This is a genomic window from Sulfuricaulis sp. (genome assembly GCF_041499725.1).
Classification (GTDB): Bacteria; Pseudomonadota; Gammaproteobacteria; order Acidiferrobacterales; family Sulfurifustaceae; genus Sulfuricaulis.
In genome coordinates, this window is record NZ_JBGQKW010000001.1 from 76,393 (window position 1) to 92,350 (window position 15,958).

Annotated in this window: 16 protein-coding genes; 1 reads left to right on the top strand and 15 read right to left on the bottom strand. The window is 52.3% G+C overall.

Annotated elements, in window-relative coordinates:
* Window positions 1–43 precede the first annotated feature (43 nt).
* The 5 genes from ACC569_RS00320 to rfbB are packed head-to-tail and all read right to left on the bottom strand — an operon-like array spanning window position 44 to window position 3,863.
* On the bottom strand, window positions 44–490 hold the full coding sequence (locus ACC569_RS00320; protein WP_372521484.1) for a VanZ family protein: 447 nt from the start codon (window positions 488–490) through the stop codon (window positions 44–46).
* Window positions 462–1,370, bottom strand: a complete 909-nt coding sequence (rfbD, locus tag ACC569_RS00325; RefSeq protein ID WP_372521485.1) for a dTDP-4-dehydrorhamnose reductase — start codon at window positions 1,368–1,370, stop codon at window positions 462–464. Before rfbD ends, ACC569_RS00320 begins: the two co-directional genes overlap by 29 nt.
* A complete protein-coding gene (gene rfbC, locus ACC569_RS00330) occupies window positions 1,367–1,909 on the bottom strand; it encodes a dTDP-4-dehydrorhamnose 3,5-epimerase (protein WP_372521486.1) in 543 nt (180 codons plus the stop codon). Before rfbC ends, rfbD begins: the two co-directional genes overlap by 4 nt.
* Window positions 1,909–2,784 carry a glucose-1-phosphate thymidylyltransferase RfbA gene (rfbA, locus tag ACC569_RS00335; protein WP_372521487.1) on the bottom strand — a complete coding sequence of 292 codons (876 nt, stop codon included), beginning with the start codon at window positions 2,782–2,784 and terminating at the stop codon, window positions 1,909–1,911. The genes rfbC and rfbA overlap by 1 nt, the downstream gene beginning before the upstream one ends.
* Complete coding sequence (rfbB, locus tag ACC569_RS00340) at window positions 2,781–3,863, bottom strand: dTDP-glucose 4,6-dehydratase (RefSeq protein WP_372521488.1); 1,083 nt, start codon at window positions 3,861–3,863, stop codon at window positions 2,781–2,783. The genes rfbA and rfbB overlap by 4 nt, the downstream gene beginning before the upstream one ends.
* Window positions 3,864–4,280: 417 nt before the next feature.
* On the opposite strand from rfbB, the gene ACC569_RS00345 reads away from it, so the two are divergent.
* Complete coding sequence (locus ACC569_RS00345; protein ID WP_372521489.1) at window positions 4,281–4,892, top strand: DsrE/DsrF/DrsH-like family protein; 612 nt, start codon at window positions 4,281–4,283, stop codon at window positions 4,890–4,892.
* A gap of 98 nt (window positions 4,893–4,990) precedes the next feature.
* Here ACC569_RS00345 and galE read toward each other — a convergent pair whose 3' ends face one another.
* The 10 genes from galE to lpxD form a co-directional block, all read right to left on the bottom strand.
* Window positions 4,991–6,031, bottom strand: coding sequence for a UDP-glucose 4-epimerase GalE (gene galE / locus ACC569_RS00350; protein ID WP_372521490.1), 1,041 nt, complete (start codon window positions 6,029–6,031; stop codon window positions 4,991–4,993).
* Between the two features lie 208 nt (window positions 6,032–6,239).
* On the bottom strand, window positions 6,240–7,493 hold the full coding sequence (locus ACC569_RS00355) for an AAA family ATPase (RefSeq protein WP_372521491.1): 1,254 nt from the start codon (window positions 7,491–7,493) through the stop codon (window positions 6,240–6,242).
* Window positions 7,494–7,496: 3 nt separating this feature from the next.
* Window positions 7,497–8,402: a CpsD/CapB family tyrosine-protein kinase gene (locus ACC569_RS00360; RefSeq protein WP_372521492.1), complete on the bottom strand. Its 906-nt coding sequence runs from the start codon at window positions 8,400–8,402 to the stop codon at window positions 7,497–7,499.
* A 69-nt stretch (window positions 8,403–8,471) separates the two neighbouring features.
* Window positions 8,472–10,235 carry a GumC family protein gene (locus tag ACC569_RS00365; RefSeq protein ID WP_372521493.1) on the bottom strand — a complete coding sequence of 588 codons (1,764 nt, stop codon included), beginning with the start codon at window positions 10,233–10,235 and terminating at the stop codon, window positions 8,472–8,474.
* A gap of 128 nt (window positions 10,236–10,363) precedes the next feature.
* Window positions 10,364–11,620, bottom strand: coding sequence for a surface lipoprotein assembly modifier (locus ACC569_RS00370; RefSeq protein WP_372521494.1), 1,257 nt, complete (start codon window positions 11,618–11,620; stop codon window positions 10,364–10,366).
* 303 nt (window positions 11,621–11,923) lie between these two features.
* Window positions 11,924–12,514, bottom strand: coding sequence for a ribonuclease HII (gene rnhB, locus ACC569_RS00375; RefSeq protein WP_372521495.1), 591 nt, complete (start codon window positions 12,512–12,514; stop codon window positions 11,924–11,926).
* 16 nt (window positions 12,515–12,530) lie between these two features.
* The gene (gene lpxB, locus ACC569_RS00380) at window positions 12,531–13,703 is read right to left on the bottom strand and encodes a lipid-A-disaccharide synthase (protein WP_372521496.1); all 1,173 of its coding nucleotides are present in this window, start codon (window positions 13,701–13,703) and stop codon (window positions 12,531–12,533) included.
* Window positions 13,704–13,706: 3 nt separating this feature from the next.
* Window positions 13,707–14,477, bottom strand: coding sequence for an acyl-ACP--UDP-N-acetylglucosamine O-acyltransferase (gene lpxA, locus ACC569_RS00385; protein ID WP_372521497.1), 771 nt, complete (start codon window positions 14,475–14,477; stop codon window positions 13,707–13,709).
* Complete coding sequence (fabZ, locus tag ACC569_RS00390) at window positions 14,478–14,921, bottom strand: 3-hydroxyacyl-ACP dehydratase FabZ (RefSeq protein ID WP_372521498.1); 444 nt, start codon at window positions 14,919–14,921, stop codon at window positions 14,478–14,480. It lies immediately after the preceding gene.
* Entirely contained in the window at window positions 14,918–15,955 is a 1,038-nt protein-coding gene (gene lpxD, locus ACC569_RS00395; protein ID WP_372521499.1) for a UDP-3-O-(3-hydroxymyristoyl)glucosamine N-acyltransferase, read from the bottom strand. Before lpxD ends, fabZ begins: the two co-directional genes overlap by 4 nt.
* Window positions 15,956–15,958: the final 3 nt, after the last annotated feature.

Here is a 15,958-nt window from a genome sequence, read left to right on the forward strand (position 1 = left end):
CGAATGTCCAGTGAACATTCGCGATAACTTCGCCACACCTCCCTCAGCGGGAGGGCCATAGCGTGCTACACGCGTCTTGATTCATTCGGGAGGTTGTATTCTGAAATATTAACCGTCTTGCGATCCCGCCAGAAAAGCATGGCGGCCGCCAAAAATCCGCCAGCACGTCCCATATACTTGCGCTGCGTTCCGGAACAAAGAACTGGTGATATTTATCAGTGATCCCGTAAGCCGTCACAAGAACAGTCAGGAGAATCACCCTGTTCCAATTCCTGATCTGCGGGTCCATGAACGACCGTGCAAGGAACACGCACAATATAGCGTAAAAGACGGCGTGCAAAAGCAGATCAGCCCCCGAGAAGAATGAAACGGCTGGAAGTGACGACTGAGAAGACAGGAAGAAAATCAGCAGCATCCAGCTTCCAGCCAGCAAACAGTAGCCACTGGAATGAGACATCGTTCTAGACCGTTGTAATACTTTCAGACTCATTCATACATAATATAAGCGACTCCTCCCATGCCGGTACTATCAGGCCACACATGCGTTGCAGCTTTTCAGTCGACAATTTCGAATTCAACGGTCGTTTGGCCGGCGTGGGGTATTCGGTCGTGGAAATAGGCTTCAACTCCGGCATGGCGTGAGATGCATGGCCGGACACGGCTTCAAGGATTTTCCTGGCGAAGCCATACCAAGATGTATGTCCGCCACAAACCACGTGATACAGGCCGCTGATGTCTGCAATCGAGGGGGGTCGGCTAACGGATGAATAGTGCTGCGACAGCATTTGAGACGTGACTTCGGCCAGCATGCGGCACCATGTAGGGGCACCGACCTGGTCGTCAACAATCTTCAATTCGCTTCTTTCGCGCGCAAGCCTGCGAATCGTCAAAAGAAAATTCCTGCCGCGGGCGCCATAGACCCAGCTTGTTCTTAATATTAGATGTGGCACCCCCGTTGCCTGGATGGCCCGCTCGCCAGCCAGCTTGGTCTGGCCATAGACATTCAGAGGATTCGGCGCATCGTCTTCGATGTAGGGAAGTTTTTTAGTGCCGTCAAAGACATAATCCGTGGAATAATAAATGATAGCCGCGTTCAGCCGCTTGGCTTCTTCCGCCATGATACCCGGCGCCACGCCATTAATGGCCATGGCCAGATTGGGTTCGGATTCCGCCTTGTCCACCGCGGTGTAGGCGCCAGCATTGACGATAAGATGAGGCCGGACCTCCCTGATCATCCTCCTGACTGAATCCGGATCGGCCAGATCCATCTCCTGGTGACCGACGGCGACAACATCGCCCAGTGGTGCGAGCGTGCGCTGCAGTTCCCATCCAACCTGCCCATTTTTGCCGGTGAGAAGGATCTTTCTCACTCAAATACCTCTGCCTCATTGATTGTTACGCCTGCAATATCCTTTGCGGAAAGTTGCGGATCTCCCTGAATCGGCCAGGTTATTCCAAGGCTGCCATCATTCCAAATGATCGTACGCTCAAATTGAGGCGCCCAATAATCGGTGGTCTTGTACAGAACCTCGGCATATTCAGATAACACGAGAAAGCCGTGCGCGAATCCCAGCGGAACCCATGCCATGCGCCTGTTTTGCGCCGACAGATTGAAACCAACCCATTTACCGAACGTCGGCGAACTCCGGCGGATGTCTACCGCCACATCAAATACTTCGCCCACAAGCACCCTGATCAACTTACCCTGCGGTTGTCTGATTTGGTAATGCAGGCCGCGCAATACATTCCTGACCGAGCGCGAGTGATTATCCTGCACAAAATCTCCCACAATGCCTGCCACCTGCATAAGCTTTTTATTGAAGCTCTCGTAAAAAAAACCGCGCGCATCAGCGAAAACTTTGGGTTCCACGATAAGCACGCCAGAAATGTTTGTCTGAATTACATTCATTAGAAGACCTGCTCCTGCAACACCCCAAGCAGATACTGGCCATAACCATTCTTGCTCATGCGGCCAGCCAGTTTTTCCAGTTGTTCAGCCGTTATGTAGCCCATGCGATAGGCAATCTCTTCCGGACAGGCTATCTTGAGCCCCTGTCGTTTCTCGATGGTCCCGATAAAGAGAGAAGCCTCAAGAAGGGATTCATGCGTGCCTGTATCCAACCAGGCTATGCCTCGCCCCATCACCATGACATCCAGCCGGCCTTGCTCGAGGTAAATTCTATTTACATCGGTAATTTCCAATTCTCCCCGGAGGGAGGGCCGCAGAGATTTGGCCATGCTCACTACTTGATTGTCATAAAAATACAAACCGGTCACCGCATAGCGGGATTTAGGCCTCTTGGGCTTTTCTTCGATGGACAGCGCCTTCTTTGACGGGTCGAATTCCACAACGCCGTAGCGTTCTGGATCGTGAACGGGATAAGCAAAGACGGTCGCGCCCGCCTGTTTGCTTCTGGCCTTCTGCAGGTCAACGGTCAATTCATGGCCGTAAAAAATATTATCGCCCAGTATCAGCGCGCACGCGTCATTGCCAATAAACTTCTCGCCGATAATGAAAGCCTGTGCGATGCCTTCTGGATTTGGCTGTATCGCATAGGAAATGCTCAGCCCCCATTCGTTGCCATCCCTCAGCAATTGTTCGAATCGGGGAATATCTTGCGGGGTCGAGATGACAAGTAAATCTTTGATCCCCGCCAGCATCAGCGTGGTCAGGGGATAGTAAATCATCGGCTTGTCATAGATCGGCAGCAGCTGCTTGGAAACCACGTGGGTCACCGGGTACAGCCGCGTTCCAGATCCTCCCGCCAGAATGATGCCTTTCATGACGTTCCTCGGTCACTGTAATTGATGTCCAGCCATTTCTGATATTCCCCGCTGGCAACATTCTTCACCCATTCCATGTTGTCAAGATACCATTGCACTGTTTTACGGATTCCCGTCTCAAATCTTTCCGCCGGTTTCCATCCCAGTTCACGCTCGATCTTGCGCGCATCGATGGCGTAACGCCGGTCATGTCCCGGACGATCTTTGATGAACGTGATGAGTGAAGCGTATGGAGTCACGCCGGAAGATGGCTTCAACTCATCGAGTATGGCGCAAATAGCGCGCACGACTTCGATGTTCGTTCTTTCACTGCAACCACCGATATTGTAGACCACTCCGGCTTTCCCTTTTGACAGAATAAGGCGAAGCGCGTTGCAATGATCGCCTACATACAGCCAGTCACGCACGTTGAGACCGTCGCCGTATACCGGCAACGGTTTCCTGTTCAGGGCATTCAGCACAATCAGGGGAATTAGTTTCTCTGGAAACTGATAAGGACCATAATTGTTCGAACAATTGGATGTCAGCGTGGGTAGGCCATAGGTGTGATAAAAAGCACGGACCAAATGATCCGATGCCGCCTTGGAAGCGGAGTATGGGCTGTTCGGTGCATAGGACGTGGTTTCGGTAAATGGGGGATCGTTGGGTCCGAGCGAACCGTATACCTCATCCGTCGAAATGTGCAAAAACCGGAATGCGGCCTTGTCCTCGCCATCAAGGCCTTCCCAATAAGCACGGGCCGCGGATAGCAATTGGAAAGTACCGTTTATATTGGTTTGGATGAAATCCCGGGGTCCGTGGATTGAACGGTCAACATGGCTTTCCGCCGCAAAGTTTATAATGGCGTAAGGCTTATAATGGTTCAGCAGTTTTTCCACCAACGCCAGATCGTTAATATCCCCTTTTACAAATGTATGTCGTGGGTCATTTTTCAGGCTGGACAGATTCCTGAGATTCCCGGCATAGGTGAGCTTGTCCAGATTAATCACCGGTGAATCGTGGTTCGCAATCCAGTCCAATATGAAATTGGACCCGATAAATCCTGCCCCACCGGTTACCAGTATCGGTTTCTTGCTCATTTTCTAACTACTTGTATAAATGTTTAACCAGACCGCCTGTGCATACTTGACGTTCTCGTGCCGGGAATTGTGGTTGAATTGCGGGCTGCGTCAGGGACTTACCATGCTCCCTAGGTTACGAAACGCCCTGAAATTATCTATTTTAATATTACTTATTATTCAATGTGTTATGCTGAGCAGCACATAGCCTGTTAGCGTCTTGCAACTTCATCTCATTTCAAAGTTTTGCCAAGGAGTAAAACTTGACTAATAAAGAACAGCTAAGCATATTAACATCTTTGCAGGTACTTAACCTCAAAAATACCTTAACCGTCAACGATAAAACTAGGTAAACCTGTGGGTGGTGCGCACGTTCAATCGGGCGTGACTTTACATATTACGTAGCCCACGCTCAATCAATGTACTGGAGGATGGTAAATGTCAACAACTACGATGCCTAAAATGGAAGCGAATCTTGAGCAGTCAATCAATCAGTACCTCGACAAGGTCCTGCCCAAGAAACTGGAAGAAATCGAAGCCAATAAAACGCCGAGCATGGCCATCATCGCCACCAAAGGCACGCTGGACTGGGCTTACCCCCCGTTCATCCTCGCCTCCACCGGCTCGGCGCTCGGCTGGGATGTTTCGATTTTCTTCACCTTCTACGGCCTGCTGCTCCTGAAGAAGGACATCGATGCAGAAGTCAGCCCGCTCGGTAATCCGGCCATGCCCATGAAAATGCCGTTTGGTCCGAAATGGTTCCAGAATTTTGTCTGGCCGATGCCGAATGTAGTCATGGCTGGCATCCCCGGATTCGAAAAAATGGCCACGGTACTGATGAAGAAAACTTTCAAGAACAAGGGCGTTGCAACAATAGGTGAGTTGCGCGACCTCTGTCTGGAAGCCGGCGTCAAGATGGTTGCCTGCCAGATGACCGTCGATGTCTTCGGGTTCAGCAAGGATGATTTTATTCCTGAGGTCAAGGATTACGTCGGCGCTACTTACTTCCTGCCCGTCGCGGCACAATCCAACGTCTGCCTGTTTATCTAAGGAAATTCTGAACAAGCATCCTCGCGTGGCGGAATCCATGAATCACCCGGAATTCTGGATTCCCCTTTCTCGGGAACGACGATAGGCTCAGTAGCTTCTTAATCCTTGGCCGGCACCTGTAAATCCACCGCGGTTTCGCTGCGGTGGTTTTTTTTGCGCTGTGCTTCACGCTGATGCCAAACCCAAGCCGTTTCAATAATTGTTTGCAAATCTTCATAACGCGGCTTCCAGCCCAACTCGCCGCGGATTTTTCCTGAATCGGCGACAAGCACAGCCGGATCCCCCGCCCTCCTGCCGGAAGCAACCGTGGGAATGGAGTGACCCGTCACCCGGCGGGCTGTTTCAATCACCTCGCGCACGGAATATCCCTTGCTGTTGCCTAGATTGTAGATCGCATTATTTCCGCCCGACGTCAGTCTTTGCAGCGCCAGCAAGTGCGCCCGTGTCAGATCGCTGACATGAACATAATCCCGCAAGCAAGTGCCATCAGAAGTCGGATAATCCGTCCCGAATACCTGAATGCCCTCCCTTTCGCCCAAGGCAGCCTGCAAAACGAGCGGAATAAGGTGCGTCTCCGGACCGTGTCGCTCGCCCAAATCTCCGGACACATCCGCGCCAGCAGCGTTAAAATAACGAAGCGAAACGTATTGCAAATCACCTGCACGCGCGCAGTCCGCCAGCAACTGCTCTACCGCGAGCTTTGACTCCCCGTACGGATTAGTCGGTCTGCACGGGTGCTCCTCGGTAATAGGCAGGCTCTCAGGTTCTCCATAGACGGCGGCGGTGGAAGAAAATATGAAGCGGCGTACCGCATGGCGGATCATTGCCTCCAGTAGCTCAATGGTGCGAGATATATTATTCCGGTAATAAGCCAGTGGGCTCTCAACCGATTCGCCAACCAGCGAATACGCCGCAAAATGCATGACAGCGTCGATTTTGTATTCTGAAAAGACACGGTCAAGCAAGGTGGAATCGCCCAGGTCTCCTTCGACAAAAACGCCACCGGGTACAAGATCGCGATGACCGCGCGAGAGATTATCCAGGACCACAACATTTTTATCTGCGCGAACCAGGTCTTTGACCATGTGCGACCCGATATAGCCTGCACCGCCGACAACAAGAATAGTTTCACCGGCCATGATGAGGTATCACGCTAGCATCGTATGGGTGTGTAGCCTGGATGGAATGAAGCGGAATCCAGGTTTTCTCGAAAGACTCCGGATTCCGGCGCTTCGCGCCTTCATCCAGGCTACAGAGTGAAGGAACATGGAAAGCACAACGCCTGGCATATGGAAAGTTATTTCCGGGACATGGTGCTAGAGGTATGCGAAGCGACTGCAGGGGCCATCAGCCCCGGCCGATCAACGAAGTAAGTTTAAGGCTCAACTTCCGGCCAAGGTCTGAAATAGCACCGCCTGTGCCGGCCGAGGAACTGTCATTGAACAGGACCGGTATCTTGCATTTACTCTGCACCTGATCTATCAACCGGTCCAGATCGTACGATCTGCGGGCAACTCCCTCGTCCAGATCCATCAGCAGTACATCCACGTTCTCCCGGTCCAGTTGTTCGATGAGTTCTTCATCGACGGCCACGGCCACCACCACCTGCAGTCCGGACCGCTCGAGCAACATTTTGAGATAATTTCGTTGCCGTTCCGAATCGGAGGCGATGGCAACACGCAGCTTTCGCCCAGAACCTCCGGAAACGGCACGACCCTTTTTGCCGACAGGCTGGTCCGGCGTCTGATTGTGCGCCTTGTCGATAGTCACGGGCACCTGCTGCCGCAGAGGCAGTATCCGGCTTTGCTGCTTGTCGCGAGCAACGTCTTCGATGAGTTGCGCGCCGATGCGAGACACCTGTTCGGCATAGCCATACACGAGTGCCGTGTCGCACAGCAGGTTGACCAACCGGGGTATACCGCCGCTGTAGCGGAACACCGCCTCGCAGGCCTCGTCATCGAACATATCGGGGTTTCCACCGGCGATACGCAACCGGTGCCGGATGTACTCGCGCGTCTCTTCGGAATTGAGCGATGTGAGGTTGTAGTCAACGGCGATGCGCTGCGCGAACTGCTCCAGGCGCGGATCTCGCAGGTTGTCACGCAACCCTGGCTGGCCCGCAAGTATCACCTGCAACACCAGATCCTTATCGCTATTGACATTAGAGAGCATGCGCAGTTCTTCCAGCGCTTGTGGGCTCATGTTCTGGGCCTCGTCTATGATCAGAATCGAGCGACGATTGGCCGCATACTGCTTTATCAGGAAATCCATGAAGGTCTTGTACATTTCAACCTTGTCCTTGCTGCTGCACTCAAGGTTAAATGCCATCAATATCCATTGAAGCAGTTCGCCGAACGAGGGATGCGTGTTGCTGATCAGCCCTACCACCATGTCGCGCTCCATCTGGTTGAGGAGCTGGCGGATCAGCGTGGTCTTACCGGTGCCGATATCGCCCGTGATAACGCTGAAGCTGGCCTGATTCATCAGACCGTATTCCAGTAGCGTCAGCGCCATCTGGTGTTTCTTGCTGAGATAAAGAAACTCCGGATCAGGCAAGAGAGAGAATGGCTTGCTCCGGAGTCCGTAAAAGGCTTCGTACATAAACTAGCTATTTCTCCTCCGCAAACGGTTGAATCCACTCATCGCCGCTGTGCGAAATAATTGTGCGGCATCCCGCAGGTGGGCAGACCACATCCAGGATGTGTCTCCTTCCTGCTGGACATTGGTCCAGGATTTATTTAAGACCGTGCCGATCAGATTGGTCCCCTGCAACAGGCCAATAGCCCGTTTCACGTCTTCTGCCTGGGTTTTCCCGTCCTCTATGACAAGCAGGGCAGCATCGACATAAGGAGAGAACGCCAGCGTATCCGCTACACCCAGTAATGGCGGCAGATCGAATAAAATGATGCGCGAGGGGTATCGCGTTTTCAGTTCTTCCACGAGCCGCGCCATTTTTGGTGAATTTAACATCTCCGCGGAATTGGCAAGCGGCTTACCGCCCGGCAATATCACCAGACCTGGAATTTCCTCCGGATGGATCAACAACTCGGACAGAGGTTTATCCGCCGTAAGGTAATCGCTCAATCCACTTTCAGCTTCAATCCCAAAATAGCTATGCACGCTGGGATGACGCAAATCCGCGTCAACCAGCAGAACTGTATAGTTAACTTCCATGGCAAGACTGATGGCGAGGTTAATAGCTGTCAGTGTCTTGCCTTCATTAAGGCCAGGACTTGTGACCGCAAGAGAATTCCAGCCTTTTTCGCGTAAACGCTGAAACACCTGTGTGCGCAGCATCTTGTATGCGTTGGTAAATTCGTTTTGCTCAAATCCGGAAATAATCCGTCGTTCCTGCAAAATACTCTTAGCCGTATTCACTGTACGAGTGTGCGTATATCTCACCGGCGCGGAAATATCAGCGCTGCCTGAACGGGGCGGTGACGCAGATGTTCCTCCCGATGTTTGACGTTCTAATCGCGCTTTTTCAAGCGCCTGTTTGATTCGTTCCATAAATATGGCTGGCCAATAATGAATTTTAGATTGAGTCAATAAGGATATTGGTTGATAACGATGACCATGCTAACCACCGATAACGGTATCTACTTTGCGCAGACCTTTGAACCACAGAACGTCCAGCGGGGTCCAGAAGAAATGAACCAGCAGCACAAGCAACACGAAGCCGCTTGCAACAAAAGCGATAATGATTTTCCTGGTGTTTCCGGCTTTCGCCAGATCTTCGCCGGTTGGCAAATACGGTATCACCGACAATGGCGGATACTCCAGTACACTTATTACGCCACGCACGCCACGTATCGAACTATCCATGCTTTCCGCCACAGTAGCAAACCCCAAGCTACTGCCAATGGATAACAAGAATCCTACAATGATAATTGCTGGACGATTTGGCTTAAGGGGTTTTTCCGGAAGCTGCGGTGGATCGATTAGCGAAAAACGTTCACCCTTGCGCTCTTTCTCAAGCTCTTGTCCCACCTGAGCAACATTTTGTTTCGCTGTCAGTTCCTGGTACCGCAACACAGAATTCTCATAATCCCTGTTCAGTACCAGGTATTTACGTTCAACATCCGGTGTCTGTTGCAATCGTTTTTCGTAGTCAGTGAGCTTTGTTTTTAGTTGCTCACGCTGGACTTTAAGGGACTGAACCTCGCTCTTGATTCCTGCAAGCTGGGCCTGCAGGGTCAGATAGGCGGGGTTATCGGGATTATTCTTGGCAGCTTCCGATTCGGGTGTAGGTGTAGGTTTATGTTTAAGACCTTCCTCCTGGGCCGCTACGGCCTTTGTCAGGCGAATGACATCCGGATGTTCTGCCGAATATTTTTCCCGAGCTGCTGCCAGCTCCGTGCGCAGCGCGGCAAGTTCCTTGGCTTGTTCCGTGGTCGAATTGACGGAACCGGTCTCTTTTTCCAAGCCTTCGATTTGACGACGCAAACGGACCACATCGGGATGGTCGGGCGAATATTTGGAAGTCGCACTAATATATTGCGAGCGTAACGTTTTCAATTGTGTTACAGGATCCAATATCTGTTGGCCACTCTCGCCCATCGTGGGAGTCAACGGATTCATCTGTCCCAACTGGCCTTCAAGATAAAACTTGCGGTCATCCATCGAACGTAATTGATTATCTACATCACGTAATTCGGTTTCCGTGCGTTCCCTCAACTGCGTGTTCAGCCCAGCGAGTTGCGGTAGGCGGTCCGCATTTTTTTCCTTGAAAGCAGCAAGCTGCGTTTCAAGCTCGGTAATGTGCTCTCTGAGCTTGTCCGCTTCCGTAGTGAGAAAGGTGTACGTTTCTGACGCCTTTTCCGCGCGATTTTTCAGGTTTTCATTGAGATAAAGCGTGGTCAGCTCACTAGCAACCTTTTGGGCCATTTCAGCGCCTTCACCATCAAACGACAAGGTAAAAGCAACCGTTGCCGCTGTCGGTCGGCCACTACGCGGATCGATGACATCCGCATTAATCATCAGGACATTAACGTCCTTGCGCATGCGTTCCAGAATTTCCTCGGTCGTTTCCTGCTTACGCTTGCCGTGATAAAGATCATACTTCTCGATGATCTGCATGAGATTGGCGCGCGTCATAACACGCTGATTGATCGTCTGAATACGCTGGGTAGCGTAGCTCGTGATTGTCGAACGAATAAGATCGGACGGGACTTCCTGTTCTTCAATTAATATTGTGGCCATCGAACGATAGACCGGCGGCCATGCCAAAGCGGCAATTATGCTGATGGCAAAAAATACTGTTGCTATGGACAGAATCGAAGTTCGCCTCCGGCGAAAGGCGTCAATGTAATCACTCAATTCTTTAGTATGTTCTTCCATCATTTTAATTAGTTGCCATTTGAAGTTAAAAAAATTGCACTAAAGCTATGTTTTACTTGACCCCATATTACACACTGATTTTCACTCAGGCGCATAACTAAACTATAGTATTTCTATTAACATTTTGTTTTTCATCGTGAAATAGACGTTTTCAGCGGTCGATATATCAATGTCAGATACACGGCATTTCCCGTTGCCGCTTTGTCTTCAGATTCACGTTTCACGCGTGAATAACCATAACTCATATTCAAACTCCATTCTTGTGACCACGCCCAATTGACGCCGGTTTCAGCATGATAATAAACATTATTATTGTTGGAAATATTGCTTTGATCATTGCTGATTTTGAGTGAATTCAAATTGATAAAGGCGGACAAACGGGAGGTTATTTCCCTATTCAACCCAAAGTCGAATGAATCCTGTAAGACCACTGAACCTGATCCGCTGGGAACAAGCGAGCGGCTCAAGGAAGCACTCATTCTTGTAAGTTCATATTTCTTCTCAAGACTCCCGCTGAACACGGAACTCGTTACCTGGCTGCGAGCATCCGATGTCACGCCGGTTTGTATAAGAACGACACCGAAAGGTGTTGAAAATCGCGTATAAACAGGCTGCCCGCCCTGAATCAATGTTTCTGTCCTGCGCGCGCCAGCCTGTAATGTGCCCTTCATGCTTTCAGAAAAATTCTGGGTAATTCCTACCTGAAAGGAGCGGGTGGTAGAATCATTGCCGGTGGCGGGAACATGAAATGATGAATAACTTCCTGTCACAAAAACCTGGCTGTTCTCGGACAACTGGTTGGATAACGTCGTGCTAGCAGTACTATAGCGATAATCGTATAAACCCACGCTCTGACCATTTACATATGATGTGTCGTTCAATTGATACATCAATTGAAGCTTTATATTTTCTGTCAGCATTCGCGTCCATGAGGGGCTAAAGCCATGCGATTCCCTGATAGTCTGAGTCTGTACCGCACCCGTGTCGGCGCTCGTCTGCTGGCCAGCTAATGGCGTGTCACGCGTGCTATTAGCATCCAACTGCCATGTATTGCGTTCTGAGTGATATGCCGATGAGAGGCTGAACGCATTGTCATTCCGGTCTAGCCCGCTATCGCCGGAATAACGTATGCGCGAGGCTTCTGCACTCCCGGTTACCTGCCATGCCTGCGTGTGCATCCCCAGGTCCAGCCTGGGGGTGATAACGTTACCATTTACGCTGTCATGCGGTTGCGTAGTCAGATTGATGTTATCGTTGTATATGAGGCCAAAAAGCGCTGATGGTTCTACCGTCCACTCGGCTGCCCCGCACACCAACGGCATGGATAGCGTTGCAGACAGACAAGCCGCCATGAAAACATAGACACCAAAATGATGACGAACAGGCATGCAGATGGACTAAATGAGGGTAATTACGGCTGATATGTAGGGTATTATGTACTTGCGCAGGAAAATCGAACCAACTCGCTCATATCCAAACAGGTAATCACTGGCATTTCTATTTCTGCACGTACAACAAGATCAATTTACGGTAATTGAAACGAATCCCTTCAGTCACACCGCCAGTTATCCCGTAGGCTGTGGGGAGTTTACTTGAAACTTAAAGTAAAATCTTGATATTGTGAAAGCGTCTAAATTGGTGCAATGCCGATAATTCCTGGATTTCCTATGATATACACATAGTTACAGAAGTTATAACTTATCCAGAAGTCGCCGTACCGGTCCAAAAGTCCGCCGATGAATTGAGCTAATCCCTTGTATCTCCAATGCATGCAAATGTGCAACCGTAGGATAGCCCTTGTGCTTTGAAAATCCATAGCCCGGGAAACGGCTGTCCAGTACGCACATCTCGGCATCGCGTGCGACCTTGGCCAAAATCGAGGCTGCTGAGATGGCCGGGACCGAGGCATCCCCCCGAATCACGGTGTGTACGGGACAACCAAGGTCAGGCGCCTGATTGCCGTCCACCAGTACCAGCTCTGGAGGCAGAGAAAGCGCCTCAACAGCACGTTTCATGGCGAGCAGACTGGCCCGCAATATATTGAGCCGGTCGATTTCTTCCACTTCCGCCCTGCCCAATGCCCAGCAAAGCGCACGTTCTCGTATCAGGTGAGCAAGTTCTTCGCGTCGGGTGGCGCTCAACACCTTGGAATCAGCCAAGCCCTCGATAGGTTTTGTCTCGTCGAGAATCACAGCCGCGGCAACCACAGGCCCCGCGAGCGGTCCTCGGCCCACCTCATCCACGCCGGCAATTAGCTTGTGTACAAAAAGTGCCAATTCCATGTAAGTGATCGGCGTGTCAGATGGTTTTCGAATGCTTTCGGGCTTTCAACAAATTAATCGCGGCGTCTGCCGCGCGCCTGTTCGCCTTGCGGCGCAGAGTATGGTGGATATCAGCCAACGCTTTCCGGACGGATTTGGCTTTGTCAGGATGCGAAATATACAGTTCGACAGCTTTTCCCAATGTCTCGGGTACAGCCTTACTCTGCATGAACTCCGGGACCAGCGCCCGTCCCGCCAGAATGTTCGGCAGGGCATACAAATTCACATGCAAAAACGGCCTGATCAATAAATAGGAAAGCCAGGACATTTTGTAGGTAACTACCATCGGCTTCTTGAGTAAGGCGGCTTCGAGCGTGGCGGTCCCGGAAGCGAGCAGCACAATGTCCGACGCCGCCATGGCTTCGCGCGAATGATGCGTCACGATGGTCAGGGGCAGAAACCAGGCACCGTGGCGGTACAAGGCGCGCTCGAAAACTTCCCGCGTCTCGGCACTCACGAATGGGGCGACAAAACACATGTCCGGATGCCGCCTGTGCAGCCACAGGGCGGTCTTAACGAACAGATCGGCGTGGCGCCTGAGTTCGCTGAGACGGCTTCCTGGCAATAAGGCTACTACCTTGCCCTTTGGCGGCAAGTGAAGCTGCCGGCGAAGAGCACCGACATCGTATTTTTCCTCAATCTGATCGGCCAGGGGATGACCCACGAAGCTGACCGGTACGTGATGCCGGCGATAAAAACTGGCCTCGAACGGGAACAGCGTCAGCATGTGATCCACGGCGCGTTTGATCCGGTGTATGCGGTATCTGCGCCAGGCCCAGACCGTGGGACTGACATAATGCATCGTGAGGATGCCGGCGGACTTGAGCTTCTCCTCCAGCACGAGATTGAAGTCCGGAACATCGATGCCAATGAAAAGATCCGGTGGGTTTTTCAGAAAATGATCGGCCAGCTTGTTCCGCAGGCCGTTGATTTCCGGATATTTTCCGACGGCCTCAAGGCCGATGATGGAAAGCTGCTCCATAGGGAAAAGGCTGCGGCAACCCAGCGCCATCATCTGTGCGCCGCCGATGCCTTCGAATGAAACGCCGGGCATTCGCTCCCGCAAGGCGCGAATCAGGCCGGCGCCGAGCATGTCGCCAGACGCCTCCCCCGCTACGATGCCGATTCGGATTCGGGATTTTATCGCCACGGACTAGCGTATGATGCCGCGTTCTGAATGCTTGATAAAATTCAGGAAATGCATGGCTTCGGTGCAGTCCTTGGTCATGGGTTCAAGCTGTTCGATGGCCTCGTTCAGCCTGAGACCGGACTTGTATAGGATTTTATAGGCCTTCCTCAAAATTTCGATCGAGTCGCTTGAGAATTTTCGGCGTTTCAGACCACGCACATTGAGTCCATGAGGCACGGCTGTATTGCCGGCGACCAGCAGATAGGGCGGGATGTCCTTGAACGTCACGGTTCCGATACCCGTCATGCAATGTGCGCCCACACGGCAAAACTGATGAATCAGCGAGAATCCACCAAATATGACATTGTCTTCCACCGTGACATGTCCCGCCAGGCTGGTGCCGTTAGCAAAAATGGTGCGGTTGCCTACGTGACAGTCATGTGCCACATGGCAGTAGGCCATGATGAAATTGTCGTCGCCCAGATGGGTTACCCCGCCGCTCGTGGCGGTGGCGCGGTTCAGCGTGCAGTACTCGCGGATAACGTTCCGGTCGCCAATTTCTAGACGGGTAGGTTCGCCCTGGTAACCCAGATGCTGCGGTGCTTCTCCAAGAGAGGAAAACTGGTATATCTTATTGTCTTTTCCGATGCGGGTAAGTCCATTGATGACCACGTGCGGACCGATCCAGGTTTCGTCACCGATCTCCACACCCGGACCGATGACGCTGAAGGGGCCGATATGAACGTTTTTCCCGATTTTCGCGCCCGGATCGACGATGGCCTGGGGATGGATCACTCAAATTCCCTTGTAAGTGCACATCAGTTCGGCAGTGCAGCAAAGCTCTTCACCCACGTAGGCCTCGCCCTCGAACATCCAGATACCCTTCATTTTTCGCTTTACCGCGACCTTGAACGTCAGCTGATCACCTGGCTCCACCGGGCGCTTGAAACGGGCCCTGTCGATGCCGACAAAGTAATAAACCGAACCGTCACCGGGCAAGGTGTCCATGCTCTTCATCGAAAGGATGGCACAAGCCTGGGCCATGGCTTCCACGATCAGTACGCCGGGCATGACGGGGTGGTGCGGGAAGTGTCCCTGAAAAAAAGGCTCATTGATCGTGACGTTCTTGAGGGCCGTCAGCGACTCATCCCGGGTGTAGTCCAGAACCCGATCGACCAGCAGAAAAGGATAGCGATGCGGCAGGTATTTGAGGACTTCGTGAATGTCCAGCGAATTCAATTTTTTTGCTCCTCGAAATGCTGTTGCAATCTTTCTTCCAGTTTGGCCAACCGCTGCACAATCTCGTCCAGATGATGCAACCTAGCAGCGTTGCGGCGCCATTTTTCCACCGGCTCGGCCTTGAGGCTGGAGGAATAAACGCCTGGCTGCGTGATCGAACTCGTCACCAGCGAACCGGCGGTGACATGCACGTCGTCGACAATCTCCAGATGCCCGGTGACGCCCGCCTGTCCACCCAGGGTGCAGCGCTTGCCGATGATCGTGCTGCCCGCAATCCCCACGCAGGCGGCGATGGCGGTGTTCTCGCCGATGCGCACATTGTGCGCAATCTGGATCTGATTATCCAGCTTCACGCCATCGCCGATGACCGTATCGTTCAGCGCGCCACGGTCAACCGTCGTGTTGGCGCCTACCTCAACCTTGTCGCCGATAACCACGCGGCCGAGCTGCGGCACCTTTTGCCATTGCTCGCCATCTTTGGCAAAACCAAAGCCGTCGCTTCCTATCACAGCGCCCGGGTGGAACAGACAATCATTGCCCGCCACACAGCGTTCGCCAATCACCACGTGCGCCACCAGCCTTGTCTTTGAGCCTATCATGGCGTGGGCGCCCACATAACATCCCGCACCGATATACACACCCTCTCCAATCATCGCGTCAGCCTCGACCACCGCATGCGGCCCGATCCACGCCGTCGCCGCCACCTTCGCGGCGGTGCTGACGACCGCCGTTGGATGCACGCCCGGCCTGAATCCTGGCGTCGGATGCAGCAAGTCCGCCACCTGCGCGAAACAGAGATGGGGATTGGCGACGATCAACGCGGATCCTGAATAGTGTGCCACGTCGGTTTCCGCCAGAATGACGGCTCCGGCTTTGGTGCCGGCAAGCTGAGACAGGTATTTTCGATCACTGATATAGGCGATATCGCGGGGACCGGCCGTCTGCAAGCTGGCAACGCCCTCGATGACGACATCCGCATCGCCCCGCACCTTCCCCTGAAAACGCCGCGCCAGCTCTGCCAGGTTAACGGTCATCTG